The sequence below is a fragment of the Pseudotabrizicola alkalilacus genome (assembly GCF_003443995.1).
GTDB classification, from domain to species: domain Bacteria; phylum Pseudomonadota; class Alphaproteobacteria; order Rhodobacterales; family Rhodobacteraceae; genus Pseudotabrizicola; species Pseudotabrizicola alkalilacus.
Genome location: NZ_QWEY01000014.1, coordinates 41,546 through 67,048, shown reverse-complemented (window position 1 = coordinate 67,048; position 25,503 = coordinate 41,546). Strand labels below are relative to the sequence as shown.

The following is a 25,503-nucleotide window of genomic DNA, read 5'->3' as shown; positions in this document are numbered from 1 at the left end:
ATGACGCTTCGCATCCAAGACCTGCCTGCCGACGTTCTTGCCAGCCTGCGCGCTGGCACCGTCATCCCCGCGCACCCGCTGGCACTGACAGAAGATCGCCAATTTAACAGAAAGCGCCAGCGCGCGCTGACCCGCTACTACGTCGATGCCGGTGTCGGCGGCTTGGCAGTGGGCGTTCACACGACCCAGTTTGCCATCCGCGACACCGGCCTCTATCGCCCCGTCCTGACCGCCGCGATGGAAGACGCACGCGCCTGGACCGACCGTCCGCTGGTGATGGTCGCCGGGGTCGCTGGCCTGACACAGCAGGCCGTGGCAGAAGCGACAATCGCGCGCGATATCGGCTATCACGCGGCACTCGTCAGCATGGGCGCGCTGAAGGGCATGTCGAGCGCTCAGATGATCGCGCATTGCCGCGCAGTGGCCGAGGTGATGCCGATCATCGGCTTCTACATGCAGACGGCTGTGGGTGGCATCGTGCTGGATGCCGCGTTCTGGGAGGAATTTGCCCGGATCGAGAACGCGGTGGCGATCAAGGTCGCGCCCTTCCACCGCTATCGCTCGCTCGATGTGATGCACGGCATCGTGGCCGCCGGCGCCGAAGACCGCATCACGCTCTACACCGGCAATGATGATCACATCGTCGCAGACCTGACCCTGCCCTTTGCCATCCGTCACCAGGGGCGCGAGGTGACGCTTCGCTTCCGCGGCGGCTTGCTGGGCCATTGGTCGGTCTGGACAAAGGCTGCGGTTGATCTGCTGGACCGCATTCATGCCGCCATAGCCGATGGCGGGCCGGTGCCACAGGATCTGCTCGCCCTTGATGCCCGCGTCACCGATTGCAACGCCGCCTTCTTCGACGTGGCCAACAACTTTCACGGCTGCATTGCCGGATGCCATGAAATCTTGCGGCGTCAGGGCCTGTTGCAAGGCATCTGGTGCCTTGATCCGGCCGAGGGCCTTTCTCCCGGTCAGGCCGAAGAACTGACCCGCGTCAGCCAAGATCATGCCGATCTGGCGGATGATGCCTTCGTCCGCGCCAATCTGGAACGGTGGCTGGCATGATCGACCGGGCAGCGCAGAAACAACCTCTGATCCGGCTCGAAAATGTCTCAAAAACCTACCGCAGGGCGGGGCTGGAAACGCTCGCGGTGCAGGATGTCACCTTCGATGTGAACGAAGGTGATCTGCTCTCCATCGTCGGCGCATCCGGCTGCGGCAAGACCACCGTTCTGAAGATCCTTGCCGGCCTGCAGCAGGCGACGGGCGGCACGATTGCCTTCAATGGGCTGACCGAGGGCCGCGATGTCGGCATGGTGTTCCAGCAGCCACTTTTGCTGAAATGGCGCACGATCCGCGAGAATGTTCTGCTGCCCGCTCAGATCCTTGGCCTCGACAGGACCAAGGCACAGGCCCGCGCCGATGATCTTCTGGACATGGTCGGTCTCGGCCATGCCGCTGACCGCTATCCCTATGAACTGTCAGGCGGCATGCAGCAGCGGGCGGCTATCGCCCGTGCCTTGCTGCATGATCCGAAACTGGTCGTGATGGACGAGCCCTTCGGCGCATTGGATGCAATCACGCGCGAGAAAATGAATCTTGAGATACTGCGTATCCGCAAAGACACGGGCAAAACCTTTGTCTTCGTCACGCATGACATTCAGGAAGCCGTGTTTTTGGGAAGCGCAGTGGCCGTGCTCACCTCTGGCCCCGCGCGGATGGCCGATTACTTTGCGATCACATTGCCAGGCGAGCGCGGGCTTAACATCAAACTGACCCAGCCCTTCGCAGATTACGTCGACCGGATCTATGGCCTCCTGGGCTTGCGCTAAACCAAACAGGACAGCGGTAGTTCCTGCCGCACGGCTTGCAGTAATCAATTTCGGTGCCGCGTCGTATCAAATGGTGATCTCGGTCCTGTGACCGGCACCATGTGCATGTGCATATCGGCCTGAACATGGTGTAACCTGTAACGGGCAAGGTGCTGCCGCTTTGGCAGAATTACTGTATATACCGTTTCCTTCCCATTGATTTTGCGGTTGCGACATGCGGAATTAATGCTCTGACTACGCGCGACGAACATGTTGGGAAACCCCGGACAAGCTCATTTTGAGGGAATGAGGCGCTGCGTCTACGGCACTGCCACAATAGCCAAAGGCGGCGCTAGCCGACACGAAGTGCCGCGTCACGCTGTTATCGGCTGCGCTGCCAGCCGACGACGCCAAAGGCCAGCAGCCCCGCCAGGATCAGCCCAATGCCAAGTGATGCAAAAGCGTCGGGCCTCTCCCCCAGTTGAAACCAACTGGCCAGCAGACCAACGACCGGCACCAGTAGCGTCGAAAACCCGGCCCCTGCCGCAGTGAGGCTATCAAGGATATAAAGCCACAACGCCCATGCCAGGCCCGTGGCCAGCACAGACCCATAAAAAAGCGCCCATGCCAGATAGGGATCAGGACGCGGCGGAGCCGATGGACGCAGCAGGGCGGCCACGCACAGAACGACCGCGCCCAGTAGTAGCTGCCAAGCGGTCAGCGACAGCAGCGTCTGCCCCCGCCCGCGCGGTGCACGGCGCAAGATCACTGCCGCCAGCGCCCAGACAAGTCCGGCCAGCAGCGCAAGCGTCAGTCCGCTTGGCGAAATCGCCCCTGGCTCCCAAGGTCGTAGGATTGCCAGCAGCCCTGCGCCCGCAAGGGCCATCGCCAACAGTCGCGCCCGCCCCAGCGTCTCGCCCAGCAGCAGTGCAGCAAGTCCCGCCAGCCAGAACGGCATGGAGTAGACTACCACAACCGTGCGGCCAGCATCTGCGCCGATCAGGGCCCATTGGATCAGCAGGCTGAACAGTGCGGTCTGCAAAAGCCCAACCGGCACCATCAGCCGCCAGGGCGGCAGGGGCATGGCACGGCGCGTGATCGCAGCATAGGCGAACAATGCAAGCGCCCCAAGCAATGTCCGCGCGGCGGTGAAATCCAGCGGATCAGCATAGGCCAGAACCTCTTTCATCACCACAAAGTTGTAGCCCCATATCAGCGACAATAATCCAAGGGCCACCACCGCCGGGGCGGCGGTGCGAGAAAGTGCGGGCGCTTGCATGTCAATTGTCCCTGTCGCGGCGCAAGAAATGTCCTGGCCCCACCTCGTCCATCACGAAGACCGATGGCGGCGCATCGACGGGATGGATGGGACTGGCAATCAGCCGCGGCGCGGCGGGGCGGTCGCGGCGCAGACTGGGGTGTGGCACGGGCACAGCATCCAGCAGCTGGCGGGTATAGGGGTGCGCCGGCGCGCGCAGCACGGCATCGCGGGGGCCGATCTCGATCAACTCGCCCTGATACATCACCGCGACCCGGTCGGCGACCTTTTCCACCACAGCCATATCATGGCTGATGAACAGAATGGCCACGTTGAATTCGACCTGGATTTCCTCGATCAGCTCCAGGATCGACGCCTGGATCGATACGTCCAGCGCCGAGACCGGTTCATCCGCGATGATCACCGACGGGTTCAGCGCTACCGCCCGAGCAATACAGATACGCTGGCGTTGGCCACCAGAAAATTCATGCGGGAACCGCCCCGCCGCCTCTGGCGGCAGGCCAACGCGCGCGATCAGAGCGGCGACCCGGTCGCGGATCTCGGCCGGGCTGCCCACGCCGTGGATCTGCAAAGGCTCTGCAATGATCTCGGCCACCCGCTTGCGGGGGTTGAGACTGGCATAGGGATCCTGAAACACCATCTGGATGCCGCGTCGGGCAGCCTTCATCTGGCTGTGGTCAAAGCCAAGGATGTTCTCGCCATTCAACCGGATCTCGCCCGACTGTGGGGTCTGCAGCCGCAGGATGGTGCGCGCCAAGCTGGATTTGCCGCAACCGCTTTCGCCCACGAGCGCCAGCGTTTCGCCCGGCGCCACCGCAAAGCTGACGTCCTCGACCGCATGGACATTGGCGCGGTGCGCGCCAAACAGCCCACGTCGGACTGGATAGCGCAGCACAAGGTTGCGCACCTCGATCGCCGCGGTCGCCACCGGCGCGATTGGCGGCGAGGGCGGGGCGCTGCCCAAACGCGGAGCCGCATCCAACAAGCTTCGGGTATAGGCTTGTTGCGGTCGGTCGAACACCTGATGCACAGGCCCATGCTCGATCTTGGCACCATGCAGCATCACGTGCACATGGGCGGCAATTTCGGCCACCACGCCCATGTCATGGGTGATGATCAGCACCGCCATCCCGGTTTCGGCCTGAATCGTGCGCAGCAACGCCAAGATTTCGGCCTGCACCGTCACATCAAGCGCCGTTGTCGGCTCATCCGCGATCAGCAGATCAGGCTTGCAGGCCAGAGCCATGGCGATCATCACGCGCTGCCGCATCCCGCCCGACAGTTCGTGTGGGTATTGAACCAAGCGCCGTTCGGGTTCAGACAGACGCACTTGGCGCAGAGCCTCTAGGCAGATTTCGTCCGCCTGGGCCCGGGTCACGTCCTGATGGCGCAGCACCGCCTCCCGCAGCTGGAACCCCACGGTCAGCACCGGATTCAGCGAGGTCATCGGCTCCTGAAAGATCATGGCAATCCGGTTGCCACGGATGCTCTGCATCTGCTGTTCAGAACAGGCAAACAGGTCGATCCGCCCGCCCTTGCCATCATGCAGCCAACCGTGCCCGGCCGTGATCCTGCCGCCCTGAAACTCGATCAACCGCAAGATGGCCTTGACGGTGACCGACTTGCCAGAGCCGCTTTCGCCTACCAGCGCCACCACCTGACCCTTCGCGAAACGCAAAGAGAAATCGTTCACCACAGGCCGGGGTGTGCCGGGAAAGCTGACGGTTAGCCCGTCGATGTCCAGCAGGGGTTCAGTCATCACAGGAGCCTCTGGCAAGGAAAGGTCACGGGGCATGGTGGATCAGGGCGCCGCATAGGCGCGGATTTCCACCAGCAAGTCGCGGCGCGAGGCCGCGGCCTGCACCACCGACAGCGCTGGAGGATTGTCCACGGGGCACCAGTCGTTCCAGACAGCACAGAACGCGTCGTAGTCGCGAATATCAGCCAGCCAGACCTGCACCATCATCAGCTTATCCCTCGACGCGCCAAACTCAACGACATGCGCCTCAATCCGATTGAGGATTTCGAGCGTCTGTTCGGCAATGTCACCGGCCTTGTTATGGGCGGTCATGCAGCTGGACACCATGCTGGGACAGCCAGCTGCCAGATGGATTGAGGGAGATTTCGGTCCGCTGACGCGGCCTAGTTTGCGGATCATGCCTTGCCTCCCTTGGTGCGGCAGGCAGTAACGACCAATTCCACCAGCAGATCTGGGCGATACAGTTCACCGGAAACACACGTGCGGGCGGGCGGGTTTTCGGCATCGGCCCAGTCGTTCCAGGCGGCGTTCATCGCGCTGAAATAGCGCATGTCTTTGAGCCAGATGTGGATCATGAAGATCGAGGCCTGATCTTCGCCCATTTCGGCCAAGGCGGCATCGACGTTGTTCAGAGCGCTTTTCATCTGCGCCTTTATGTCACCGTCCAGCGTGTCGGGATGGATGCCAGATAGAAAGATCAGGTCATCGCTGGCTACGATCTGCGCCTTGCGTGCACCATCGGTCGAAGAAATGTTGCGGCGTTCCAGCATAGGAGGTCCCTTCAAAGGTTACGGATTTTTGGATCCAGTCGGGCGCGCAGCACGTCGCCCAGCAGGTTGATGCCTAAGAGCGTGACAAAGATGCACAGGCCCGGAAACAGCGCCATCCACCATGACGTGCTGATGTAGGACCGCGCATCGGCCAGCATCCCGCCCCAGGTGGGAATGGTTGGCGGCACGCCCAAGCCCAGAAAGGACAGCGCGGCCTCAGAAATGATGGCTGTGGCCATGGCAAACGTCCCGACCACAAGGGTCGAGGGCAGGATATTGGGCAGGATATGATGCCAAAGCACCCTCAGATGCCCTGCACCAAGCGACCGGGCCGCCACCACGAATTCACGGTCACGCAGAGCCATCGCCTCGGCCCGCGACATGCGGCAATAGGGGATCCAGCGTTGCGAGGCCAGTGCCAGGATTACGATACCCAGCCCCTGCCCCAAAAAGGCGACAATGGCGATGGCCAGCAATAGCGGCGGAAAGGCCCAGAACACCTCGAGAAATTTCTGAATCACACTGTCGGTGCGACCACCGAAATAGCCCGACACCACCCCCAACGCCACGCCGAAGGCGCCCGAGAACAGCACCACCGCCGCCGCGATCAGCAAGGACACGCGTGCCCCATAGATCAACCGCGACAGCAGATCGCGCCCGACATGGTCGGTGCCCAGAACATGCGGCCCGCCCGGCTGAGGTGCAATCATGGCCCGCATCAAATCTTGTTTAGCCGGATCGAACGGGGCCAGCAGCGGCGCAAACAGCCCGCAGATGACCAGAGCGCTCAGCACGGTCAGGCCGAACAGCGCCTTGGGTGTCAACAAAAAGCCGAACCGCGCACGGGCCGAAGATGAGGAAAGGGTAAGGCTGGCCATGGCTCAACGCATCCGTATCCGGGGATCGACCAGCGAATAGGCCAGGTCGATCAGCAGGTTCATGAGAACAAACAGGGAGGTGTAGATCAGCACCAGCCCGACAATCAGAGGAAAGTCGCGGAATGTGATTCCCTGGATCAGCAAGAGACCGATACCGGGCCAAGAGAACACCGTCTCCACAATGATCGCCCCGCTGATAAGCGCGCCGAATTCGAGACCGGTGATGGTGATGACCGACACCAGCGCATTGCGAAAGGCATGGCGCCATAGCACAGTGCGGCCCGACAGGCCTTTGGCGCGGGCCGTCATGATGTAGTCCTCGCCCAGATTTTCTAGCATCGAAGCACGCGTGACCTGCATGATTATCCCCATCATTGAGGTGCCCAGCACGATGGCTGGCATCGCCAAATGGCGCAGCGCTTGGGCCAGCGCATCCCAGCGGCCCTGCAACACGGCATCCAGCGTCAAAAATCCTGTGACGCGGTCCAGCCCCATGCCCCAAGGCTCCCGCCCGCTTGAAGGCAACAGGTTCATGTAACCTGAAAAAACCAGGATCATCATTATGCCCAGCCAGAAATTCGGCATGGAAATCCCGAAGAACCCGACAACGGAGCCAATGGAGTCAAGAACCGAATTGGGCCGCGCCGCCGACAGCACCCCTAGCGGAATTCCAACCAGCACCGCCAACAGGGTGGCGAACAGCGCCAGTTCCAGCGTGGCCGGCAGCCGGTCCAGCACCAGTGCCATCACTGGCTCACGGTAACGGAATGAGGTGCCGAAATCGCCATTCAGCGCATTGCGGACAAAGTTGAGGTATTGCACTGGCGCAGGCTGATCCAGCCCCCAAGCTTCGGCCGCGCGAGCGCGGTCCTCGGCACTGGCTTCGTCGGAAATCAGCATCGAAACCGGATCGCCCGGCGCTGCCTGCATTAATGCAAAGACCAGCAATGAGACCAGAAACAGAACCGGGATGACGCCGAAAAGGCGCCTGACCGTGTAGCCCAGCATTGGCAGACCTGTTGGGTTGGAGGGGTCAAGGCCGGGGGCGTAATGCCCCCGGCAGCGGATCAACGGATGTGGATGTCCCAGCCATCCACCCGGTCGGCCTGACGGGGCGTATAGTCCACGCCATCGGCCACGCCCCAAGCCATCTGGTGCAGCCACAAGAAGGCGGCCGGGGCATCCTGTGTCACTTCTGCAATCGCCTGACGCATCAGGTCATACCGTTTTTCCGTATCGAACTCGCCACGTTCGGCGCGCAGCAGCGCATCGAGCTCTGGGTTCGAATAGTCCAACCGGGGCGAACCGTCCGTTTCGAAATACTGCCGCAGCGCACGTGACGGGTCGAGCATCTGGCCGCGCCCCATGTAATAAAACGGCACGCCCCCGGCCTGCACGTTTGACCACAACGAGGCCCACTCCGGCGTCTGCAACTGCACCTTGAAACCGGCCTCTTCCAGCATCGGAACCATGGCCTCAGCAATCTGTCGGTCCAAGGTATAGCGGCCCACGGGGGTAAAGAACTCGACCTCAACACCCAACAGTCCCTTGCTTTCCAGCAGTGCGCGGGCTTTGACGGGATCATAGTCGTAAGGGGTGCGGAACGCAGCGTCATAGCCGAACTGGCCGGGGCCCACCGGCCCGTCCAGCAAGGTCGCACGCCCCCCCAGCAGAACCCGCACGATGGCCTCGCGGTTGATGGCGTGGGCGACGGCCTGCCGCGCCTCGGGCACATCCCAAGGGGCGGTCGAAGGGTTCATTGCCAGAAACATCATCTCGACCGAATTGGCAAAAGCGGCGTATGCATTGGGCAACTGCTCAACCCGGTCGACCAGTTGCGGCGGGATGCCCTGAGCAATCTGAACTTCGCCATTGGCCAGCGCAGTCACTCGGGCTTCGGGCTCGGCCATGATGCGGAACACTATCTGTTTGGGGTTGGTCGGCGAGATCATCGGGTGATCGTCGATCCGTTCCAGCACCATGTGACTGCCAATGGACAGATCCGCCAGCCGGTAGGGCCCAGCGCCCACTGGCTCGCGATAGCTTTGCTCGCCAAGTTCGTCGAACTGCTTCTTCGACGTGATGTGGATCAGTGTGAGGTTATCGCGGAGTGTGGCGATCGGCTCATCGGTGGTGATCCGCAAAGTCAGATCATCGACCACTTCAATCGACTGGATCGGTTGCACGATGAACCCCTGCGCTGAGGCGGGATCGTTTTTCACCCGGTCAATAGAATGGACGACATCCTCAGCCAAAACGGGTTCGCCGTTGTGGCGTGTCCAATCGGGCCGCAGCTTGACGATCCAGGTCAGGTCGGTCTCCGGCTCGACACTTTCGGCCAAATAGGGGATCGGGCGACCTGTGTCAAAATCATAACGCATCAGGCAGCCATAGACTTGGCACCAGATGCTGCCGACCAGAACAACGGCATCTCCATAGGGATTGTAACCAGCAATGGTCTCGGTGATCGCCACCGAAATTCGCTTGTCGGTCATGTCCTGCGCCAGCAGCGCTGCGGAGCTTGCTCCCGTCATTAGCGCAGCCGCCATCAGGCCGTGGAATCCAGCCATCATCGTCATGTTTGCTCCCTGTCTTGCGATCCCGGCCCTGATCCGACCGTTCTGAGTTCGAAAAAGCACGACAAATTAAGTATGTCAATCCTTACTTACTTGCGGCTTGCATCCAGATGTGACTAGATTGCCGCACACAAAAGGAGCAGGGCATGTCAGCAAACAGCGGGTCAGCGCAGAAGCCAGCGACACGGCAAACCCGGAACAGCCAGGTCACGCGCGAGCAGATCCTCACTGCTGCAATCGAAGAATTCTGCGAGCAAGGTTATGCGGGTGCGAACATGACCCGCATTGTGCAGATGGCGGGTTGCAATATCCGCATGCTGTATCATTATTTCGAGAACAAGGATGGGCTGTATCTGACTGCACTGACAAGGGTTTACGAAGAGTTGCGCCGAAGCGAGCGCGAGACCAGCTTTTGGGACATGTCACCCCGCGACGGCGTCGTAGCACTGACCCACTTCACCTTTGACTACATGCTGCAAAACCCCAGCTTCCCTAAGATGATCCTGAACGAAAACCTCAATCTTGGCCGTGCTGCAGCGCAAGTCCGGGAAACCATTTTTTCAACCGCACGCCCGTTTCTGAACAGTATCGAAACTTTGCTGTCGCGGGGCCATGCGGAGGGCGAATTTACACACCGCCCCTCCGGGCTGCACCTCTATCTTACAATTCTCTCGCTGAGTTTCATTCACATCTCGAATCGCCACACCTTGCAGGCCACATTCGATGTGGACCTCGGATCGGACAGTTTCCTGAATGACCGGAAGGCGCATGCCACCGATGTCGTGCTAGCCTATCTGACCCGCGCCACCTGACGCGGCCGGGTCGACGTCACCCCTCATGGAACAGGTGATGCCGTTGTCTGCCAGCAGGCGCTGGAACTGCTCACTGGTGTATTGCGATCCCTGGTCTGAGTGATGCAGCAGTGCGTCAGCCTTATCGGTCAGCAAAACGGGAAATCAGCCTAGGCAGTTCGTCAAAATGATCAAAAGTCGCTGAATGTGTCAGCGCGGCGATCGGTGATTTGCGATAGCCTTGGGTGAATAGCATCAAAGGAATTGCTGCTCGCTCCGCGGCTTCAGCATCGACCTCGCTGTCGCCGATGTAGAGCACGGGATCCGCCCCCATGGCCCGAGCAGCTGCATGCAGCGGGGCCGGGTCTGGCTTGCGGACCGGTAGGCTGTCTCCACCGATGACCAAGGGCAGAAGGTTCTCCAGTTCGAAACTGGCAAGCATCGCGCGTGCAGGAATGATCGGCTTGTTGGTGCAAAGCGCCATCGCATGACCGGCCCCCTGCAACTTGAGCAGCGCCTTGCGGACACCCGGGAACAGCTGGCTAAGCTTTGCCGGTGCGGCGGTGTAGTGACGCATAAAGGTGGCCTCAAGCTGCGCGTGGCGCTTAGCGTCTGCTGGATCTTCGTCGCGCGCCTCCATGACTTTGCTGATCAGGGCAGGCACGCCGTTGCCAATGAAGCTACGCACCTGTGACATATCCATTGGCGAAGCCTGATGATCAGCCAACATCAGAGTCACTGCTGCATGAATGTCGGGCACACTGTCAACCAGCGTGCCATCAAGATCAAATATGATCGCGGCCATGAACGTTCCTGTCAAAATGGAAGATTGAGGTGAAGCAAGGCCCCATTTGCAGTGGCGAAAGCGGGCATCGCGATGGCGGCATGACCGCCACAAAGCGCCTGCGCGCAATTTGCCCAGGCTCCGTGACCAAAGGCCAGCACCGGCGGGCCATCCATGGCGCGGGCGCGTGTCAGAACCGTATGAACACGAGCGGCAAAACCCGAAAACTCTTCGCCAAGAGGAAGGTCCTGCGGGGCACTGTCCCACTTGCCGGGATGGGCGGCGTGCAGGTCGGCCCATGTCCGACCTTCCCAATCACCAAATGCCAGTTCGGCCAGATCGTCCTGCAGGTCAACCTTGGCAAACCCGTGCAACTCTGCGGTTTGCCGAGCTCGCATCAAAGGAGAGCTCCAGACTGCGCCAAAGCTCATCCCGGCCAAGATCGTGCGATTGCGTGACAAGGCAGCCAGATCCTCCGGCCCGAGCGGATCGTCCACCGCCAGATCGCGTCGGCCCTGCAGGCGGCCTTCGGCATTCCACGGCGTGCGGAAGTGCCGGATGAACACAAGAGACGCCACTGATCAGACCAGCAAAGGCGCATTCAGGCTGTCGACCCGAAGCGACACCGTTGCACCTGTTTCTTGCCCGGTCTGACCGGCGCTATGCAATGTATCAACGATGATCTGACCATCCGCCGTATCCACCAGATAGCGAATGGAGCTGCCCAGAAACTCCCGATGACTGACGGTGCCGACGATGCCTTCCCCACCCGCAGGGCCAAGCGTCACGTTCTGCGGGCGCAAGACGATGCGGTCAGCACCAGTGCGCGGACACGCCAGTGGCAGCCGATTCCCGCCGATCGTCAGGAAGTGCCCGTCACTGACCTGACCCTTGAGCACATTGGCCGTGCCAAGGAAGCCCGCAACAAAACCGTTGGCGGGGGTGTCATACAGCTCTTGCGGCGTGCCGATCTGCTGAATCACCCCACCATCCAGAACCGCCATACGGTCGGAGGTGGTGTTTGCCTCTTCCTGATCATGTGTCACGAAAATCGTGGTCAGTCCCAGTTTGCGCTGTAGCGCCAGCAGTTCGCGCCGCATCTGGACGCGCAATGCCGCATCGAGGTTGGAAAGCGGTTCATCAAGAAGGAGGACCTGCGGCTCGATGGCAATGGTCCGCGCCAGTGCGACACGCTGTTGTTGGCCGCCAGAAAGCTGTGCTGGCATCCGGTCAGCCAGTTGCAAAAGTCCGACAAGTTCAAGTGCTGCATCGACCTTTGAGTCGATCTCGCGTTTGGGCAAGCGTCGCTCCTCCAGCCCGAAGGCCACATTCTGCCGGACCGACAGATGCGGCCAAAGTGCATAGGACTGGAACACCATGCCAACGTTGCGCTTCCAAGGCGGCAGGTCGGCAATATCTCGGTCGCCGATCAGGATACGGCCGCGTGGCGCCGGACCAAAACCTGCGATGGCACGCAAGAGCGTGGACTTGCCCGATCCTGACGGGCCAAGGAAGGCGAAGAACTCACCGGGCAGGATTTCCATGTTGATCCCGGCAAGAACCGTGGTCTCGCCAAAGGACAGGTGCAGGTCTTCGATGCGGATTCCGGATTTTTCCATGACTGTGTCCCCTCAGTGATCTGTGCCCGGCGCGGCGGCACGGCGGTTGCGGTCTTTTTCGATGATGCGTTGCGACAGGTAGGTGCCAAGGGCGACGATAACGACAGCCAGGATCCCCAAAGCGGCCCCTGCCCCGCGCCCGGAAGGCGATTGCATGAAGAGATAGATGCCATAGGCCAAGGGAGCATCGGATGATCTGCCAACCAGCATGATGGTCGCTGACAACTCGACCGCTGCGGTCGCAAAAGATGTTACAAAGCCTGCCAGAATACCCCCTGTCATCAACGGCACGACAATGCGGCGGATGGTGCTGGATTTGGTGGCCCCAAGGCTCTCGGCGGCTTCTTCCAGAGACAGGGCAACTTGTTGCAGTGCGGCCATGCAGGCACGCAATGCATATGGCAGTCGACGAACCGCAAGCGCGACAATGATCAGGCCCCAGAAGCTGGACATCTGACCGAGGCCGAAGGGCAACTCCACACCGTGGAACATCCGCAAGTAGCCGATCCCCAGCACCACACCCGGAACGGCCAGTGCCGCCGTTGCCATGTAGTCCAGCCATTTGCGGCCGATCAGACCCGAGCGCAGCACGATATAGGCAATCGCAGTGCCAAGAATGACATCGATCACCGCGGCACTTCCCGCGTAGATGATGGTGTTCCAGATGTATTGCGATGATTGGGTAAAAACTGTGCCGAAATGCTGCAGGGTAAAGCCATCAGGCAGGGGTGAGAAAGACCAGATCGTGCCGAAAGCCAGCAGCAGCAGGCCAAAGTGCGGAGATAGCACCAGTGCCAGGATGAAGAGGATTACACCCCACGCAAGGACTTTCTCGCGCTGCGACAGATCGCGTTTGGCAAGACCGCCGCCGCCCTTCTGCACCGTGGCGTAATCCTTGCCGCGCATGAACAGAAGAGAGACCCACAGCGCAAAGACTGAAAATGCCACCAGGATGAACGAGATGACGTAGCCCATCGGATCGTTGATTCCGACGCCTGTAATCCGCAGATAGGCCTGCGGGGCGAGCATGTTGTTGACGTTCAGCAGCAGCGGGGTGCCCAGATCGTCGAACACCTTGATGAACACCAGCGCAGCGCCCGCCAGATACCCGGGCATTGCCAGCGGAAAGACGATACGCCGGAACATGCGAAGGCCTGAAGAACCAAGGTTCTGGGCAGCCTCTTCCATGGATCGGTCGATGTTGCGCAATGAGGCAGAAAGGTTGATCAGGATGAAAGGGAAATAATGCAGCGACTGCACGAAGATCACTCCGTTCAGCCCTTCCATGAAAGGTATCTTAAAACCGAAATACTGGTCCAGCAGCAGATTCAGGCTGCCGTTGCGGCCGAAGAGCAGGGTCATCGCGACCGCGCCCACAAAAGGCGGCATGATCAGCGGGATGAAACCAAGGCTCTGGATGACAGCAGCACCGGCAAAGGTAAATCGGGTGGTGATATAGGCCAGCGGCAACGCAATAATCGTGGCAAAGACCACCGACATCGCGGAGACGTAGAACGAATTTACAAAGCTCTCACGGAACAGGTTGGTGTTAAAGAAGTCCTGAAAATTCTGAAGCGTCAAAGCGCCAGTGCGGGCATCCAGAAAAGCCACATAGATCACCTGCATCACCGGCAGGATCAAGAAGGCCATCAGGAAGATTGCGATCAGAAGGCCCGTCAGGGCCACCCCCGACAGGCGGGGAAACAGCGTGAAACGCCCGGACGGCCGGGTCGGCTGGAAACTGTCGGACATCGTGCCGATCCTTGTGCTTGGGGGCTTCGTGCAAGGGCTGCCCGCCCCATTGCGGGGCGGGCAGGTCGCGCATTGCGCCGCGATCAGTTCATCGCAGCAGCTTGGTCAGCCAACTCCTTTGCTTTGGCGTAATTGGCCACAGCAAAGGCATCCCAAGCCTGTTCAACCTCGGCCTGACGACCGACCACTTCGACATCGGGCTTGTCACGCGAGATCTGGAACACACCGGCAAAGGAGGGATCACTTGCTTCGGCTTCGGTGATCGGAAGGGCTTCGACAAGAGCGCGGGCCTCGGCGATCAGCGCCTTGGCCTCGGCATTGTCCTTGCCTTCCTGGGCGGCTTCGGCCTGCTGGACCGCGGCCACGGCGGCGCGCAGGTCGTCCATGCGGTAGGTGATCATCACGTCGAAGAGCGCGTTGACGAGCGTGTAGCGCGACCCGGAGAGATCCACATCAAACGCAATCGCTCCAGGTGCGAATTCAGGTGTGAATGGGTTCGGGAACCCCTCTGGCGCAGTTTCATACGCTGCCGGATTCACCGGAAGGCGCATGATTGCTGGGTTCAGCAGAACCTGCTGACCTTCAGGAGACAGTACGTATTCAACAAACGCCTTTGCCCCCTCGGCATTGGGTGCATTCTCGATCACGCCAATGTTGGCCGGTACGATTGCAGTCAGGCTGGGGTAGACCAGTTCGACTGGAAAGCCGGATGCCTTGGACGCGAGGCCAAAAAAGTCGATCACAATGCCAAAGCCAGTCGAGCCGGAATTGACCGCATCCGGCACGCCAAAGCTGCGCTCCGTCACTGTGCTCATGTTGCCGGAGATCCATTTCCACTTTGCCCAGCCAGCATCCCAGCCATCGCCTTGCAGAACGGTTTCGACCGTCAGGTGAGTGGTGCCGGAACGGGACGGAGAGGACATCGCCACATGCCCGTTGTATTCCGGGCGCATAAGATCTTCCCATTCCTTTGCGATGGGCAGATTGTTCGCCTCGACATAGCGGGTGTTATACATGATCCCATAGCCAGATGCGGCAAAGCCGAAATACATTCCAGCCGGGTCATTGATCGGATAGCCACCAACCGAGTCAGGAATGCCTTCGGCAGCGACATCGACCGCGGCCAACAAGCCTTCGGCTTTCAGCACTTCGAACGCATCGGGGGCCGAGGCCCAGAACAGATCGGTTGTATTCGCACCACGAGTTTCCTGAAGATAGGAAACTGACGCATTGGTGTTACGGCTCACGACCTCCAGTTCATACGCCGGGTTGGCGGCCTCAAAGGCAGCCTTGAACGGATCTGTCAGGTCCTTCGGGAAAGAGGTGACGACGACCACCTTGTCAGCGGCGGATGCGGCCCCTGCGATCAACGTAAGCGCAGTTGTCAGAAGAATTTTTCTCACGAGTGCCTCCCTGGCTTGTCTACAAGCAGCACCGCCTCCTCGCGGCGCTGCATAAATGTGCGACAAGCCGACAATTCAATCAAGGCATTGATTTTTATAGAAAATACGGGTCAATGATGACACGTGAAATGGGTCAGAACTGACACATTCTAGCCAAGGCCGTGCTGCCGTAAGCGCAGATAAAGCCGCTTGCGGGGAATGCGCAACAGGTCGGCAGCCTCGGCCTTGCGCCCGCCGGTCTGCATAAGAGCGGCTTGCAGCAGGCGAGATTCGAATGCGGCCATGGCGGCATCATAGTCTTCGGTAAGCGGGACCGTGCCTGCGGCATTTTCAGTCAGCGACACCTCCAGCCCGATCACCAGCCGTTCGGCAAGGGTGCGCACCTCGCGGACATTGCCGGGCCAACGGTGCCAATCCAGTTGGCGTCGCAGATCGGGCGGCACCACCGGCTTTGAAAGATCATGACGCAGCGCGGCCTCTGCAGCGAAGTGATCCAGCAACCACTCGGCATCGCCGGGACGGTCGCGAAGCGGTGGAAGGCGCAGCGCGCCCGCATTGAACCGGTGGTAGAGGTCAGCCCGTAACAGCCCGTTCGCCACAAGCTGCACCGGTTCCTGTTTGACGCTGCCAAGGATGCGCAGGTCAAGCTGGCGCGCAGCTTCGCCCAATGGCACGATTTCGCGAGTTTCAAGAACCCGCAAGAGGCGCACCTGCAGCGCATCGGGCATTGTTTCCAGCGCATCAAGATACAGCGTCCCGCGGTTTGCCCTGGCTATGCGACCGAGATTGCCGCTGTCGCCGAAAAGTTCGCGGTCCACGTCAGCCTCGTTCAATGCGCCACAGTTGATGGCGACAAAGGGTTCATCCTTGCGATGCGAAAGGCCGTGCAGGATCCGGGCCACCAACTCCTTGCCGGTGCCGGTTTCGCCCGCGATCAAGAGGTCCACCCGAAGCGCTGCGAGGCCGACCACGCGCCGGCGCAGATCGACCATTACCGCCGAAGGGCCTATCAGTTGATCTTCCAACGCCACCGCGCGCGACAGCCGGTCACGCAGGGCAGCATTCTCCAGCGCCAGCTGCCGCATCGCCATGGCACGATGCAGCACATCTATGAGCAATTCGGGTGGGCAGGGCTTTTCCAGAAAATCATGCGCGCCCGAGCGCATGGCATGGATGGCACTCGCCACGTCGCCGTGCCCGGTGATGACGACGAAAGGCACCTCTGGTGCTTTTTGCCGACCGCTGTCCAGAAACCCGAGTCCTGACAGACCGGGCATCCGCAGATCAGTTAGCACGACGCCGGGCCAATCTGCCTCCAGCTGATCCAAGGCTGGCGCGGCACGATCAAAGCCATCGACCGTGAAGCCAGCCATTTCCAGCGTTTCCATGGTGGCAAGGCGCACGTCATCATCATCTTCCACAAGCATGACCCGACCGCTCTGGCCCATGTTCATTCCCCTATTCCGGCCAAGCACAAAATCGAAGCCGCACCTGCGCGCCACCCTGTGTTGCGGGGCCGATGTCCAGCTGTCCGCCCATATCCTGCATCACATTGAACACTATGGACAACCCCAGCCCAAGGCCTTTGCCCACCTCTTTCGTGGTGAAAAAAGGGTCCACAACTTCCGCCCCACTGTGGCCGCGCAAACCTACGCCGCTGTCGGTGATGATCAGTTGCGGCGCTTTCCCCCCGCAGGCCATAATGGTGATCCGCCCCGGTTCCGTGCCCGCCTCCTCTATTGCATCCAGCGCGTTGCCCAGAATATTGAGCAGCACCTGCTCAATCAGGATTTCATCCCCCGCAACCACAAGTTGGCGGGCGGCAGGTTCGATGCTGACTTCGGTGCATGTCTCGCGCAAGCGATGGTCCAGCAGATCCAGCACGGCATCCATGGGCTCGCTGATGATCACGCGTTCGCGCCGGTGGTCCGACCGTCGGGCGATGCGGCGCAGGTGGCTGATGGTGCCGGTGATCCGACGTGTCAAAGCTTCGAGCCTTTCGACCGCCGGGGTAACTTCGGGGTGGGCACCGCGCAGGGCATGCAACCGATGCTGTATCGCGGCCAACGGCTGGTTGATCTCGTGGCTGATGGCGGCTGACATCTGACCCAGTGCTGCCATCTTGCCCGCCTGCACCAGTTCGCGCTGCGTCTTCTCCAGCCGCTCCACGGCTTGTTGGCGGGTTGCGACCTCTACAGAAAGGTCGCGGTGCGCGCGTTTCAGGTCGGTCACCGTATGGCGGAATGTCCCGACCGCCTGTTCCATCCGTGTCATTTCATTCAACCCGCGCCATTCTGTGGCGGGGGCGGTTTTTTCCGCATCGGCAATATGCATCAGGTCTTCGGTCAGACGACCGATCGGACGCACGATCCGGTTACGCACAAACAGCAACAGAATTGCGGTTGAAAGCAGCGCACCACCCATCGTCAGGATGGTCAGCGTGCCCGCACCTGTCAAAATTCTCTGGGCAGCCGCATCGGCATCTGACTGGGCCGCGCGTCTTTCGCTGCGACCAAGATCAGTCAGCTGCGCCTGCATCCTCCCGAGAGCCAGCTGCGACCGCGCCAACTGCACGAGGGTGGTGTCCCGCAGTTCGATCTGCGCGCGCATCAAGTCAAAGATACTGTTGTTACCTTGGGTCAGGTCAACCAGACGGTCCAATGCTTGCAGCATCAGGCGCACATCACTCCGGCCAGCCGGATCGACACGCGCAAGTGCAATCGCATCCAGCGTGTCCCGACCCAGCCGTTCGACCTGTTCCAGTGCCGCCAGATCCGCCACCGACCGGGCCTGCAATAACACGGCAGAAAGTGTCGATGCTTCTGCTGCAAGACGTTGAAGGTCGTCTCGGAGTTGGCGGTCTGCTGTCAGACTGCGTTCAAGCTCTAACCGTTGTGCAGTCTGGATATCCGGGGTCAGTGGCGCGATCAACTCACGCATGTCACCGTCCATGTTGAAGGACAGGTCTTCAAGCAGGGCACCGGCCTGATCCTGAACGTCGACCTGGGTCCAACGCAATTGTTCGTCGGCCATCTGCAATTTGCGACGCAGGTCTGCCGAGTCCTCGGTCAGGCTGGTGAAGCGATCAAGGCTATCCCGCAGATCGGCCTCTGCACTTGCAAGGGCAGCGGCCTGCGGTGCATCGCGCAACCCCGGTGCGGCAAGCACTTCAGAAATACCGCGTGCAGCAGCGGCGACCCTTGTGCCGGGCAGGTCCGGGGCCGTAGAGGGATCAAGACTGCCCGCCATGACTCGGGCAGACAAGGCCGCCAGTTCTCCGGTAAACTCCGCCAACTCGCCCGCCAGAGCAACGCGCGGAATCCGGTCCTGCGCAAGATTGGCAAAATCGCGTTCAGCCCGCAGCACCAGTGCCATGCCGGTTGCCAGCAGTGCCCCTGCAATGCAGACGATAATGCCAACCGCCAGCAAAAGACGCGACCAAATGGACCAACCGTGCATCACCTTTGTGCCTCGTATGCCTCCAGCCGCACCTCCGCTGCATCCAGCAGACGCTGTGACTGTGCCTGCCAGTCAAGCAAAGTTGCGCGACCGGACATTGCAGTGCGGGTGTCGGCCTCTGTCACAGGCATATGGGTCAACATGCGGTGGATGCCCTGCCGCTGCGCAGGGTCAGCGATAGCCAGTGCGCGCCAGCGCGTCCAGAGATCGCGTCGGCGCAGGAAATTGCGTCCGATAAATGCCTCAAAGAGCTCATTCACCTGCCAGTAGCGCTGGCTTGCCACTTCGGGGTCATATCGGGACCAACTGAAATGCAAGGCTGACCGCACTTCCGGCAGCAGGGTTTCAGACAGCTCGGCTCGCAAATCCGGGTTGACCGGAATACGCCTGATATCGGGCCGCAGCAGCAGACGCTGGCCATGGGCGGATAGCAGAAATTCGACAAAGGCGCGCGCCGCAGACTGGTTCTCCGCCCCTTTCAGAATGGCGATGCGGGCCGGAATGATGATGATCGGACGTCCATAGCGAAACACCATCCCGCTGGAAGCGCGCTTGAGCGCAAGAAAATCAATGGTCAGGCCGATCCGGTGGTCCCCCTGCTCGACCGCCTCCAGCACACCGAAACTTCGGGCCGAAATGGTTCCAAGCTGGCCCGCCAATTCAAGAAGCCATGCCCAGCCTGCAGCCCAGCCGCGATCCTGCAGGATGGTTTCGATCAGGCTGTGGGTGGTGCCAGACCGCATCGGATGCGACATCACGACCTGACCGGCGAATGCTGGGTCCAGCAGATCGTTCCATGTCTGCGGCGGGCTGCCGGCAAAGTGGCCTTGCCACGCCCAACCGACAGCAGAATAGGCGAAATCGACATGCGGACCGAAATCCCGGTCGTCCAGCCTGTCTGCTGCCTCGAGCACCGAAAACGCTTCGGGCGCAGAGGCCCAGAACAGATCGAACCGACGGGCGTTCCCGGTCTGGAGTTCAGTGACGGCGGCATTGGTATTCTTGTTCAGGTGACGGATTGTAATGCCGGGATTTCGACGCGAGAATTCTTCGACAAAGGGCGCAATCACCTCGGCATCGTAAGAGGTCAGCAGCCGCAGCTCGCTTTGCGCAGGTTGCGCCTGCGCGCTTCTGAGCCCCAGCGCTGTCAGCGCAAGCCCAGCAAGAGCCTCCCGCCTGTCCATGTTGCAGCCCCCGGTCCGTTCCGTTTCGCTTGCAGGCTATACACATCGGGCCGGGCGAAACAGGTGGATCATTGTCGGCAGTCTGGTCGCTCTGTGCCAGGCGGTTGACGGGCAAGATCGACACCTGACGCAACGGATACCCGAGCGGCCTCTATCAAGTGCAATAATCACCGGACGCGAGCACAAGGCCCTTTTGGCCAGAGCCCCCTGACTGAAGCCCTTCTCTCGCCGCCGCGCCGCCAGCAATACTGCCGCGTCTTCACCTTGCCGGGCCCATTCTCAACCAAGACCCAGCACTTTCATGGCGCAGTCCATTGTCCGCAAGTTACCCACACCCCGCTCAAGGCCCCTTACTGATGGGATGCTGACCCTGATGCCGTTTGCAAGATTTGACTGTGTCATCCGTAGAGAGCGCCGGGTTTGAGCAATCAAGGGCAACGCAGACATGTCAGGATTTCTTGCTATTTTGACATCCGGTTTGCAAAGGAATACTGACATCTTCGGCCGGTTGAAAGGCTGACGTCTGCCCTGAGCTGCTATTCCAGGCGGAGGTTTGCCCCGCAGCTCCGTTTCGTAGAACCGGCCCTTTCGTGCCGCGCGGCATTCTTGCAGGCCTGCTGACCCCGGTGTGGACAAACCGCCCGTTCGTCGCCTTTGCGCCGAGGACCGCTCCCTGTCAGCGACAAACGGTTGTGCCTCGCGCGCAAATGGGCCAAGTTCATGACCCGGGCAGCCGTCGATGGCATGACGGCACGGAATGAGCGGATTCAGGGATCGGGCCGCGCCGGTTATGGCCAATCTGCGCGTGAGACGAGTCTCTGACATGCCCGCCGAATCAAGTAGAACGGCTGGTGTTCCCCCCAACATAGTAATCCCGACGGATTTCTGTAATCCCCGCAAGTTTCTGCTTCGGTCGGTTCTGTCCGGACGCGAAACCCAGGCGGGGCGCGACTGGCATGGGCTGAATATCGCGATCCGGCGGCTATTAGTCAGGTTGTAAATCTGAACCTTGACTCAACCGGAGCGGTGTGCCTAAATCTAACAACTGAAAAGATCGCTTTGGGTATTGCCGCAACCAACATTTTGGCTGCGCGACTGAAAGGTTCTTTCGTGATGTCTGCTAATGACTCAATTGATTATTCTCCTGACGTCCTAGGAATCCTGCTTACCGCACGGTGCAATATTTCTTGTCGGCATTGCTGCAACTGCTCCGGGCCGGAGGCAGAGGGAGCGCTGAAACTCGATTTCATCACTGGTCTGATCGACGACGCTGTGCGGATCGGCTCGATCCGCGAGGTCGGGCTCAGCGGTGGCGAGCCCTTTCTGTTTCTCGATCTGGTCGGTGCGACCCTGCGCCACGCAAGGGGGCACGGGCTGGGGGCGTCGGTCACCACCAACGGGTTCTGGGGGCGGTCCGCCCGCGCCGACCGGATGCTGGATGACCTGCGAGCCGACGGGCTGACCGCGCTCTGCATTAGTACCAGCCAGTTTCATCAGGAGTTCATCCGATTGGACACCGTCGTCGCCGCCGCCGCCGCGTCCCGCCGTGCCGGGCTGGCGACCACCATCAACGTCGTGGCCAGCGCCGGGTTGCAACCGGACACCATCCGGGATGCCTTGGGCGATCTGGCCGGTGATGTCTGCATCGTCGTGATGCCCTGCCTGCCGACCGGACGGGCCGCGGCAAAGGTGGATGCCCGGGAATGGCCGGGTCTTACGGCGCAGCCGCTGGGCAACTGCCGGCACCACTTCCAGAAACTGGCGGTGGACCTTGCGGGCGATGTCTGGCCCTGCTGCTCGCCCGGCGGGTTCACCCCGGCGCTGCAGCTTGGCAACGCCAACCGGACACCGATCGACCGGATCGTCGCCCGGGCGGCTGACAATCCGCTGGTTGCGGTGCTCGACGCCGTCGGTCCGGCCTTCTTCCTGCCCTTCCTACGGGGCGCAGGCCTTGCGGACACCTTCCCTGATCGCTTTGCCGATCAATGTCATCTCTGCCACGCCATGCTGTCAGACCCCCGCGCGGCGTCGGTGGTCGCGGCCGCCTGTCGGCAACTGGCAGGGGAGGTCAGCCAGTTGGCCGCACCGGAACGGCCTGTCGGACGTATCGCCACCATTGCCGCAACGCAGGAGCCCGCGCCCGTCTAAACTCACGCCAAGGCTCCACAACCGAAGGGGACGCCATGTCGGATCAGTCAACACAGATCACCGCAGCCATCATCGGCCTGTCGGTGGAAGAGCGTGAAAAGGTTGTCGACCACGTCGGCGAGTTGGTCGCCGTCCACGTCTACCGCGAATTGCAGATCAAGAACAAACTGGCAGAGGTCGCCGGATGCAACATCATCGGCAACTGCTCCAACGGCAGTTGCGACATCATCGGAAATTGCTCGTCCTCGTCTAAGGACGTGCTGGTGCGCGCCTTCAAGGGAGGGGCGACATCATGATCCGCGATTTGGTCGAACGGAATCTGTCCCGCCTCAAGCTTAAGACCGATAACCATGACGAAGTCGTGGATGTCGTGACGCGGGTGATCGGTGCTGCGGCCGACGATGCAGTGCGCGATCTGATGAAACGGCGGAGCCCGCCCGCCCCTGACGCAGCAGAAGACCCCGATGACAGCCCCACTGACGACGCGGACCAGACCGTTACCGGCGGCGCCAGACGCGCGAGGTCTGCCAAGTTCGCCAAGTGATTCTCTCACCGGCACCAACAGAAGAGGAGACCGTCAAACCCCCGAACGAACCAAGACGACCATCAATCGAAATCATTCACAGAAGGACAGAAACCATGGCCGAAAACATGATGAGCCTTTCAAGCCTCAAGCTCAGCGTTGACCAGCGCGAGATGGTGGCGGACCTCGCCGGCGATCTGATTGCCGTCCAGGTCTACCGCGAATTGCAGCGGGTGAACGCAGCCGCCGATTCCGGGTGCAACATCATCGGGAATTGCTCGAGTTCGTCCAAGAACGCGCTGCTCGGGACAGTTTCGCGGTAATGCCAGCGACAGCGCGTGGCCGGGCACTGTCTGCCCGGCCATGACTGTGACCTTTTCTTTCAAGCTTCTGAGGTGACCGGGATGAAGGACGACGCAACTCAACTGCCCGATTATCCGCGCTTGCGACGCAACGTCAACATCGCCTTCGTGGCGGATGGTTCCGTGCTGGTGCGCGGACATGGCGGTTCGGTGTCGCTGTCAGGGCCGTTCGTCAGCGACGCCTTGCCCCAGCTGCTGCCGCGACTCGACGGCCAGACCGGTATCGATGTCCTGATCGGCGCGGTCAACGAGGACTTCCGCCCCGAGTGCCATGAATTCCTGCAGGTGATGCAAGCCCGGGGCTTCTTGGCGGATGGGCCGGAACCAGACGACAGCGAATCCGGGCGCGCCGCTTTCTGGGCGCAGGATGCCCGGGGCAACGACGCGGCGGCGGCCAGTCTGGCGGCGGCTTGGATCGTCGTGGCGGGTCACGGAGCCGTCGGAACCGCCGTGCATCGGGCGCTCACAGCGGGCGGTGTCGGGCGCTGCACCCATCTGCCCCGCGCAGCTTTGGCCGACTCGGGTTCGGCCGCTGCCGCGACACGGGACGCAAGCCTGATCATCCTCGCCTCGGACGCCATGTCGCTTGCGGGTGTGGACGCGGTCAACGAACTGACCCAGCGCAACAAGACCCCATGGCTCCTGCTGCGGATCGACAGGTCCAATGCCCTGATCGGACCCTACGTCGTGCCCGGCGACACTGCCTGTTTCGCCTGTTACGAGTTGCGCGCCCGTGCCAACGCCGAACGCCCGGACGAACATCAGGCCCTTTTCCGCAGCTGGCGCGCGGCACCCGAGACATCCGCCGATTTCCCGACTCCGCCCGAATACGGCCAGATCGTCGGCAGCTGGGTCGCGCTTGACGTGATGCGGGCGTTTGTCGGCGGCCGCGCCCCGGTCACCGCCGGGCGGATCATCGCCCTCGACCTGAAGACCCTCGGTTCGACGACACGGGACATCCTGCGTCTGCCGCGATGCCCGGCCTGTTCGCGGCAAATCGCGCTGCCGCTGACCCGCATATGGGACATCCCAAAAGCCGGAGCCGCATCGTCGGCCCGTCAGGGCGCATGACGGGTCGGCCATGCACCTAACCCATCATCCGCCAACCCCCGCCGCCGAAACGATCCTGCGAGCCACCCGTCTGGTCGATGCCGAAACCGGCATCATCAAGATGCTCTACGAAGCGCCGCTCGCTCCGGACGCCGCCCGCATCTTCGGCTGTGCGGCGCTTTGCAGCGATCAGCGGGCGATCGGGTTTCCATCCGAAAGCGAGATCAGCGGGTCGACCTCGCTGGGCCGCGACGGCGCGATCGTGGGGGCCGTCGGCGAAGCGGTGGAGCGGTATTCCGCTGCCTTCACGCCCGACGAGCGCATTCTGCGGGCCACCTATGCCGCTGTGGCGGGGGATGCCATCCCGCCGTGGTCCCTCACGCTTTACGATGAACACCAACGGGCGGGAGCAGCGCAGGGTTACCACAGCCCTGGCCCCGACACGCCCATCGGCTGGGTCGAAGGCTGGTCGTTGACCGAGGAGCGCGCCGTGCTCGTCCCCGCCTTCTGCGTCTACCAACCCTATACCAGCCCTTGGGACGAGGCGCCCGTGGTCCAGATGGTCACCACCGGGCTGGCCTGCGGCGCCTCGCTCGAAGAGGCGATCCTCGCTGGACTGTGCGAGGTGATCGAGCGGGACGCGGCGATGCTGATGTGGTTGCAATCGCGGCGGCCTCCGCGCGTGTCGCTGTCTGCCGACCTGCCCTATGGCGTCACAGAGGCGCTGGCGCGGTTCGGTCCCAATGCCCGGCATGTCACGCTGCTCGATGCGACCAGCGACCTGGCCCTGCCCACCTACGTCGCCGTCTGGGACGGGCCGTTGGGCGCGCTTTCTGGGGCGGTCTTCGCCTCTTGTGCGAAGCCTTTCGCGGATGCGGCCGCCGTCGGTGCGATCACCGAACTTGCCCAATGCCTGATGTGGGCCGCGAGCCTGACGGACGGCGACACCCTGCTGCCCGACCCCATGACGGACCCCTTCGACAAGATCGAACGGCATGTCCTGTGGCCGCTGCGCGCCGACACCCGGTCTGCTTGGGCCTTCGCCGTCGGTTCCGACCGGCGAACTGGGTTCGGTCCCGATGCCGAAAGCCCGATCCGCGATGTGCTGGTGACCCTCGATCAGATGGTCGAACGGGTGCGGGCCGCCGGTTTGCAGGTCGTAGCCGTCGATGTCACTTCGCCCGATATCGCCGAGGCTGGGCTGCACGTCGCGCGGGTCGTCATCCCTTGGGCACAGCCCTTGTTCTTTGGCCGCCACCTGCATCGGATCAGCGCCCGCGCCCGCGATCTGGCCTACCCCGACCGGGCGACCGGCGTGATCAACCTGCACCCGCACCCCTATCCATAAGAGTCGT

24 protein-coding genes are annotated in these 25,503 nt (G+C 61.5%); 9 read left to right on the top strand and 15 right to left on the bottom strand.

The genetic code is table 11. The annotated features are described in order from the left end of the window. Both D1012_RS19375 and D1012_RS19370 read left to right on the top strand, forming a co-directional pair. Positions 1-1,065 carry a dihydrodipicolinate synthase family protein gene (locus D1012_RS19375; protein ID WP_118155784.1) on the top strand — a complete coding sequence of 355 codons (1,065 nt, stop codon included), beginning with the start codon at positions 1-3 and terminating at the stop codon, positions 1,063-1,065. Next, positions 1,062-1,832, top strand: coding sequence for an ABC transporter ATP-binding protein (locus tag D1012_RS19370; protein WP_118155783.1), 771 nt, complete (start codon positions 1,062-1,064; stop codon positions 1,830-1,832). The genes D1012_RS19375 and D1012_RS19370 overlap by 4 nt, the downstream gene beginning before the upstream one ends. Before the next feature lie 361 nt (positions 1,833-2,193). Here D1012_RS19370 and D1012_RS19365 read toward each other — a convergent pair whose 3' ends face one another. From D1012_RS19365 to D1012_RS19335, 7 genes are read right to left on the bottom strand one after another with little or no spacing between them, the layout of a single operon-like run. After that, positions 2,194-3,090, bottom strand: a complete 897-nt coding sequence (locus tag D1012_RS19365) for a DMT family transporter (RefSeq protein WP_199489570.1) — start codon at positions 3,088-3,090, stop codon at positions 2,194-2,196. Between the two features lies 1 nt (position 3,091). Beyond that, positions 3,092-4,849 (bottom strand): ABC transporter ATP-binding protein, encoded by a 1,758-nt coding sequence (locus D1012_RS19360; protein WP_118155782.1) that lies wholly within the window; start codon positions 4,847-4,849, stop codon positions 3,092-3,094. Between the two features lie 42 nt (positions 4,850-4,891). After that, entirely contained in the window at positions 4,892-5,248 is a 357-nt protein-coding gene (locus tag D1012_RS19355; protein WP_118155781.1) for a Rid family hydrolase, read from the bottom strand. Further along, complete coding sequence (locus D1012_RS19350; protein WP_118155780.1) at positions 5,245-5,619, bottom strand: RidA family protein; 375 nt, start codon at positions 5,617-5,619, stop codon at positions 5,245-5,247. Before D1012_RS19350 ends, D1012_RS19355 begins: the two co-directional genes overlap by 4 nt. Before the next feature lie 11 nt (positions 5,620-5,630). Continuing rightward, positions 5,631-6,497 carry an ABC transporter permease gene (locus D1012_RS19345; RefSeq protein WP_118155779.1) on the bottom strand — a complete coding sequence of 289 codons (867 nt, stop codon included), beginning with the start codon at positions 6,495-6,497 and terminating at the stop codon, positions 5,631-5,633. 3 nt (positions 6,498-6,500) lie between these two features. Then, positions 6,501-7,505 (bottom strand): ABC transporter permease, encoded by a 1,005-nt coding sequence (locus tag D1012_RS19340; protein WP_118155778.1) that lies wholly within the window; start codon positions 7,503-7,505, stop codon positions 6,501-6,503. A gap of 59 nt (positions 7,506-7,564) precedes the next feature. After that, positions 7,565-9,076, bottom strand: coding sequence for an ABC transporter substrate-binding protein (locus tag D1012_RS19335; RefSeq protein WP_233517194.1), 1,512 nt, complete (start codon positions 9,074-9,076; stop codon positions 7,565-7,567). A gap of 143 nt (positions 9,077-9,219) precedes the next feature. Here D1012_RS19335 and D1012_RS19330 point away from each other — a divergent pair, with 143 nt between their 5' ends. After that, positions 9,220-9,885, top strand: a complete 666-nt coding sequence (locus D1012_RS19330) for a TetR/AcrR family transcriptional regulator (protein WP_118155777.1) — start codon at positions 9,220-9,222, stop codon at positions 9,883-9,885. 121 nt (positions 9,886-10,006) lie between these two features. On the opposite strand, the gene gph is transcribed toward D1012_RS19330, so the two are convergent. From gph to D1012_RS19290, 8 genes are all read right to left on the bottom strand, one after another. After that, a complete protein-coding gene (gene gph / locus D1012_RS19325; protein WP_118155776.1) occupies positions 10,007-10,669 on the bottom strand; it encodes a phosphoglycolate phosphatase in 663 nt (220 codons plus the stop codon). Between the two features lie 11 nt (positions 10,670-10,680). Beyond that, positions 10,681-11,226: a histidine phosphatase family protein gene (locus D1012_RS19320; protein ID WP_118155775.1), complete on the bottom strand. Its 546-nt coding sequence runs from the start codon at positions 11,224-11,226 to the stop codon at positions 10,681-10,683. Between the two features lie 3 nt (positions 11,227-11,229). Then, complete coding sequence (locus D1012_RS19315; protein ID WP_118155774.1) at positions 11,230-12,267, bottom strand: ABC transporter ATP-binding protein; 1,038 nt, start codon at positions 12,265-12,267, stop codon at positions 11,230-11,232. A 12-nt stretch (positions 12,268-12,279) separates the two neighbouring features. Continuing rightward, positions 12,280-14,019, bottom strand: coding sequence for an ABC transporter permease (locus tag D1012_RS19310; protein WP_118155773.1), 1,740 nt, complete (start codon positions 14,017-14,019; stop codon positions 12,280-12,282). 83 nt (positions 14,020-14,102) lie between these two features. Beyond that, on the bottom strand, positions 14,103-15,422 hold the full coding sequence (locus D1012_RS19305) for an ABC transporter substrate-binding protein (RefSeq protein WP_118155772.1): 1,320 nt from the start codon (positions 15,420-15,422) through the stop codon (positions 14,103-14,105). 149 nt (positions 15,423-15,571) lie between these two features. Further along, positions 15,572-16,870: a sigma-54-dependent transcriptional regulator gene (locus D1012_RS19300; protein WP_118155812.1), complete on the bottom strand. Its 1,299-nt coding sequence runs from the start codon at positions 16,868-16,870 to the stop codon at positions 15,572-15,574. A 10-nt stretch (positions 16,871-16,880) separates the two neighbouring features. Next, the gene (locus tag D1012_RS19295; protein WP_233517193.1) at positions 16,881-18,881 is read right to left on the bottom strand and encodes a sensor histidine kinase; all 2,001 of its coding nucleotides are present in this window, start codon (positions 18,879-18,881) and stop codon (positions 16,881-16,883) included. Next, positions 18,881-20,065 carry an ABC transporter substrate-binding protein gene (locus tag D1012_RS19290; protein WP_118155770.1) on the bottom strand — a complete coding sequence of 395 codons (1,185 nt, stop codon included), beginning with the start codon at positions 20,063-20,065 and terminating at the stop codon, positions 18,881-18,883. The genes D1012_RS19295 and D1012_RS19290 overlap by 1 nt, the downstream gene beginning before the upstream one ends. 1,113 nt (positions 20,066-21,178) lie before the next feature. On the opposite strand from D1012_RS19290, the gene D1012_RS19285 reads away from it, so the two are divergent. The 6 genes from D1012_RS19285 (at position 21,179) to D1012_RS19260 (ending at position 25,496) form a co-directional block, all read left to right on the top strand. Continuing rightward, entirely contained in the window at positions 21,179-22,213 is a 1,035-nt protein-coding gene (locus D1012_RS19285; protein ID WP_118155769.1) for a radical SAM protein, read from the top strand. A 35-nt stretch (positions 22,214-22,248) separates the two neighbouring features. Beyond that, complete coding sequence (locus D1012_RS19280; protein ID WP_118155768.1) at positions 22,249-22,509, top strand: hypothetical protein; 261 nt, start codon at positions 22,249-22,251, stop codon at positions 22,507-22,509. Continuing rightward, positions 22,506-22,757 (top strand): hypothetical protein, encoded by a 252-nt coding sequence (locus D1012_RS19275; RefSeq protein WP_118155767.1) that lies wholly within the window; start codon positions 22,506-22,508, stop codon positions 22,755-22,757. The genes D1012_RS19280 and D1012_RS19275 overlap by 4 nt, the downstream gene beginning before the upstream one ends. Before the next feature lie 95 nt (positions 22,758-22,852). Further along, entirely contained in the window at positions 22,853-23,059 is a 207-nt protein-coding gene (locus D1012_RS19270) for a hypothetical protein (RefSeq protein WP_118155766.1), read from the top strand. A gap of 81 nt (positions 23,060-23,140) precedes the next feature. Next, on the top strand, positions 23,141-24,169 hold the full coding sequence (locus D1012_RS19265; RefSeq protein WP_118155765.1) for a TOMM precursor leader peptide-binding protein: 1,029 nt from the start codon (positions 23,141-23,143) through the stop codon (positions 24,167-24,169). Positions 24,170-24,179: 10 nt separating this feature from the next. Then, on the top strand, positions 24,180-25,496 hold the full coding sequence (locus tag D1012_RS19260; protein ID WP_118155764.1) for a YcaO-like family protein: 1,317 nt from the start codon (positions 24,180-24,182) through the stop codon (positions 25,494-25,496). Positions 25,497-25,503: the final 7 nt, after the last annotated feature.

Bases quoted from the DNA above. Each gene is read 5' to 3' on its own strand.
- D1012_RS19375 (WP_118155784.1), top strand. From the start codon at position 1: ATGACGCTTCGCATCCAAGACCTGCCTGCCGACGTTCTTGCCAGCCTG.
- D1012_RS19370 (WP_118155783.1), top strand. From the start codon at position 1,062: ATGATCGACCGGGCAGCGCAGAAACAACCTCTGATCCGGCTCGAAAAT.
- D1012_RS19365 (WP_199489570.1), bottom strand. From the start codon at position 3,090: ATGCAAGCGCCCGCACTTTCTCGCACCGCCGCCCCGGCGGTGGTGGCC.
- D1012_RS19360 (WP_118155782.1), bottom strand. From the start codon at position 4,849: ATGACTGAACCCCTGCTGGACATCGACGGGCTAACCGTCAGCTTTCCC.
- D1012_RS19355 (WP_118155781.1), bottom strand. From the start codon at position 5,248: ATGATCCGCAAACTAGGCCGCGTCAGCGGACCGAAATCTCCCTCAATC.
- D1012_RS19350 (WP_118155780.1), bottom strand. From the start codon at position 5,619: ATGCTGGAACGCCGCAACATTTCTTCGACCGATGGTGCACGCAAGGCG.
- D1012_RS19345 (WP_118155779.1), bottom strand. From the start codon at position 6,497: ATGGCCAGCCTTACCCTTTCCTCATCTTCGGCCCGTGCGCGGTTCGGC.
- D1012_RS19340 (WP_118155778.1), bottom strand. From the start codon at position 7,505: ATGCTGGGCTACACGGTCAGGCGCCTTTTCGGCGTCATCCCGGTTCTG.
- D1012_RS19335 (WP_233517194.1), bottom strand. From the start codon at position 9,076: ATGACGATGATGGCTGGATTCCACGGCCTGATGGCGGCTGCGCTAATG.
- D1012_RS19330 (WP_118155777.1), top strand. From the start codon at position 9,220: ATGTCAGCAAACAGCGGGTCAGCGCAGAAGCCAGCGACACGGCAAACC.
- gph (WP_118155776.1), bottom strand. From the start codon at position 10,669: ATGGCCGCGATCATATTTGATCTTGATGGCACGCTGGTTGACAGTGTG.
- D1012_RS19315 (WP_118155774.1), bottom strand. From the start codon at position 12,267: ATGGAAAAATCCGGAATCCGCATCGAAGACCTGCACCTGTCCTTTGGC.
- D1012_RS19310 (WP_118155773.1), bottom strand. From the start codon at position 14,019: ATGTCCGACAGTTTCCAGCCGACCCGGCCGTCCGGGCGTTTCACGCTG.
- D1012_RS19300 (WP_118155812.1), bottom strand. From the start codon at position 16,870: ATGGGCCAGAGCGGTCGGGTCATGCTTGTGGAAGATGATGATGACGTG.
- D1012_RS19295 (WP_233517193.1), bottom strand. From the start codon at position 18,881: ATGCACGGTTGGTCCATTTGGTCGCGTCTTTTGCTGGCGGTTGGCATT.
- D1012_RS19290 (WP_118155770.1), bottom strand. From the start codon at position 20,065: ATGGACAGGCGGGAGGCTCTTGCTGGGCTTGCGCTGACAGCGCTGGGG.
- D1012_RS19285 (WP_118155769.1), top strand. From the start codon at position 21,179: ATGTCTGCTAATGACTCAATTGATTATTCTCCTGACGTCCTAGGAATC.
- D1012_RS19280 (WP_118155768.1), top strand. From the start codon at position 22,249: ATGTCGGATCAGTCAACACAGATCACCGCAGCCATCATCGGCCTGTCG.
- D1012_RS19275 (WP_118155767.1), top strand. From the start codon at position 22,506: ATGATCCGCGATTTGGTCGAACGGAATCTGTCCCGCCTCAAGCTTAAG.
- D1012_RS19270 (WP_118155766.1), top strand. From the start codon at position 22,853: ATGGCCGAAAACATGATGAGCCTTTCAAGCCTCAAGCTCAGCGTTGAC.
- D1012_RS19265 (WP_118155765.1), top strand. From the start codon at position 23,141: ATGAAGGACGACGCAACTCAACTGCCCGATTATCCGCGCTTGCGACGC.
- D1012_RS19260 (WP_118155764.1), top strand. From the start codon at position 24,180: ATGCACCTAACCCATCATCCGCCAACCCCCGCCGCCGAAACGATCCTG.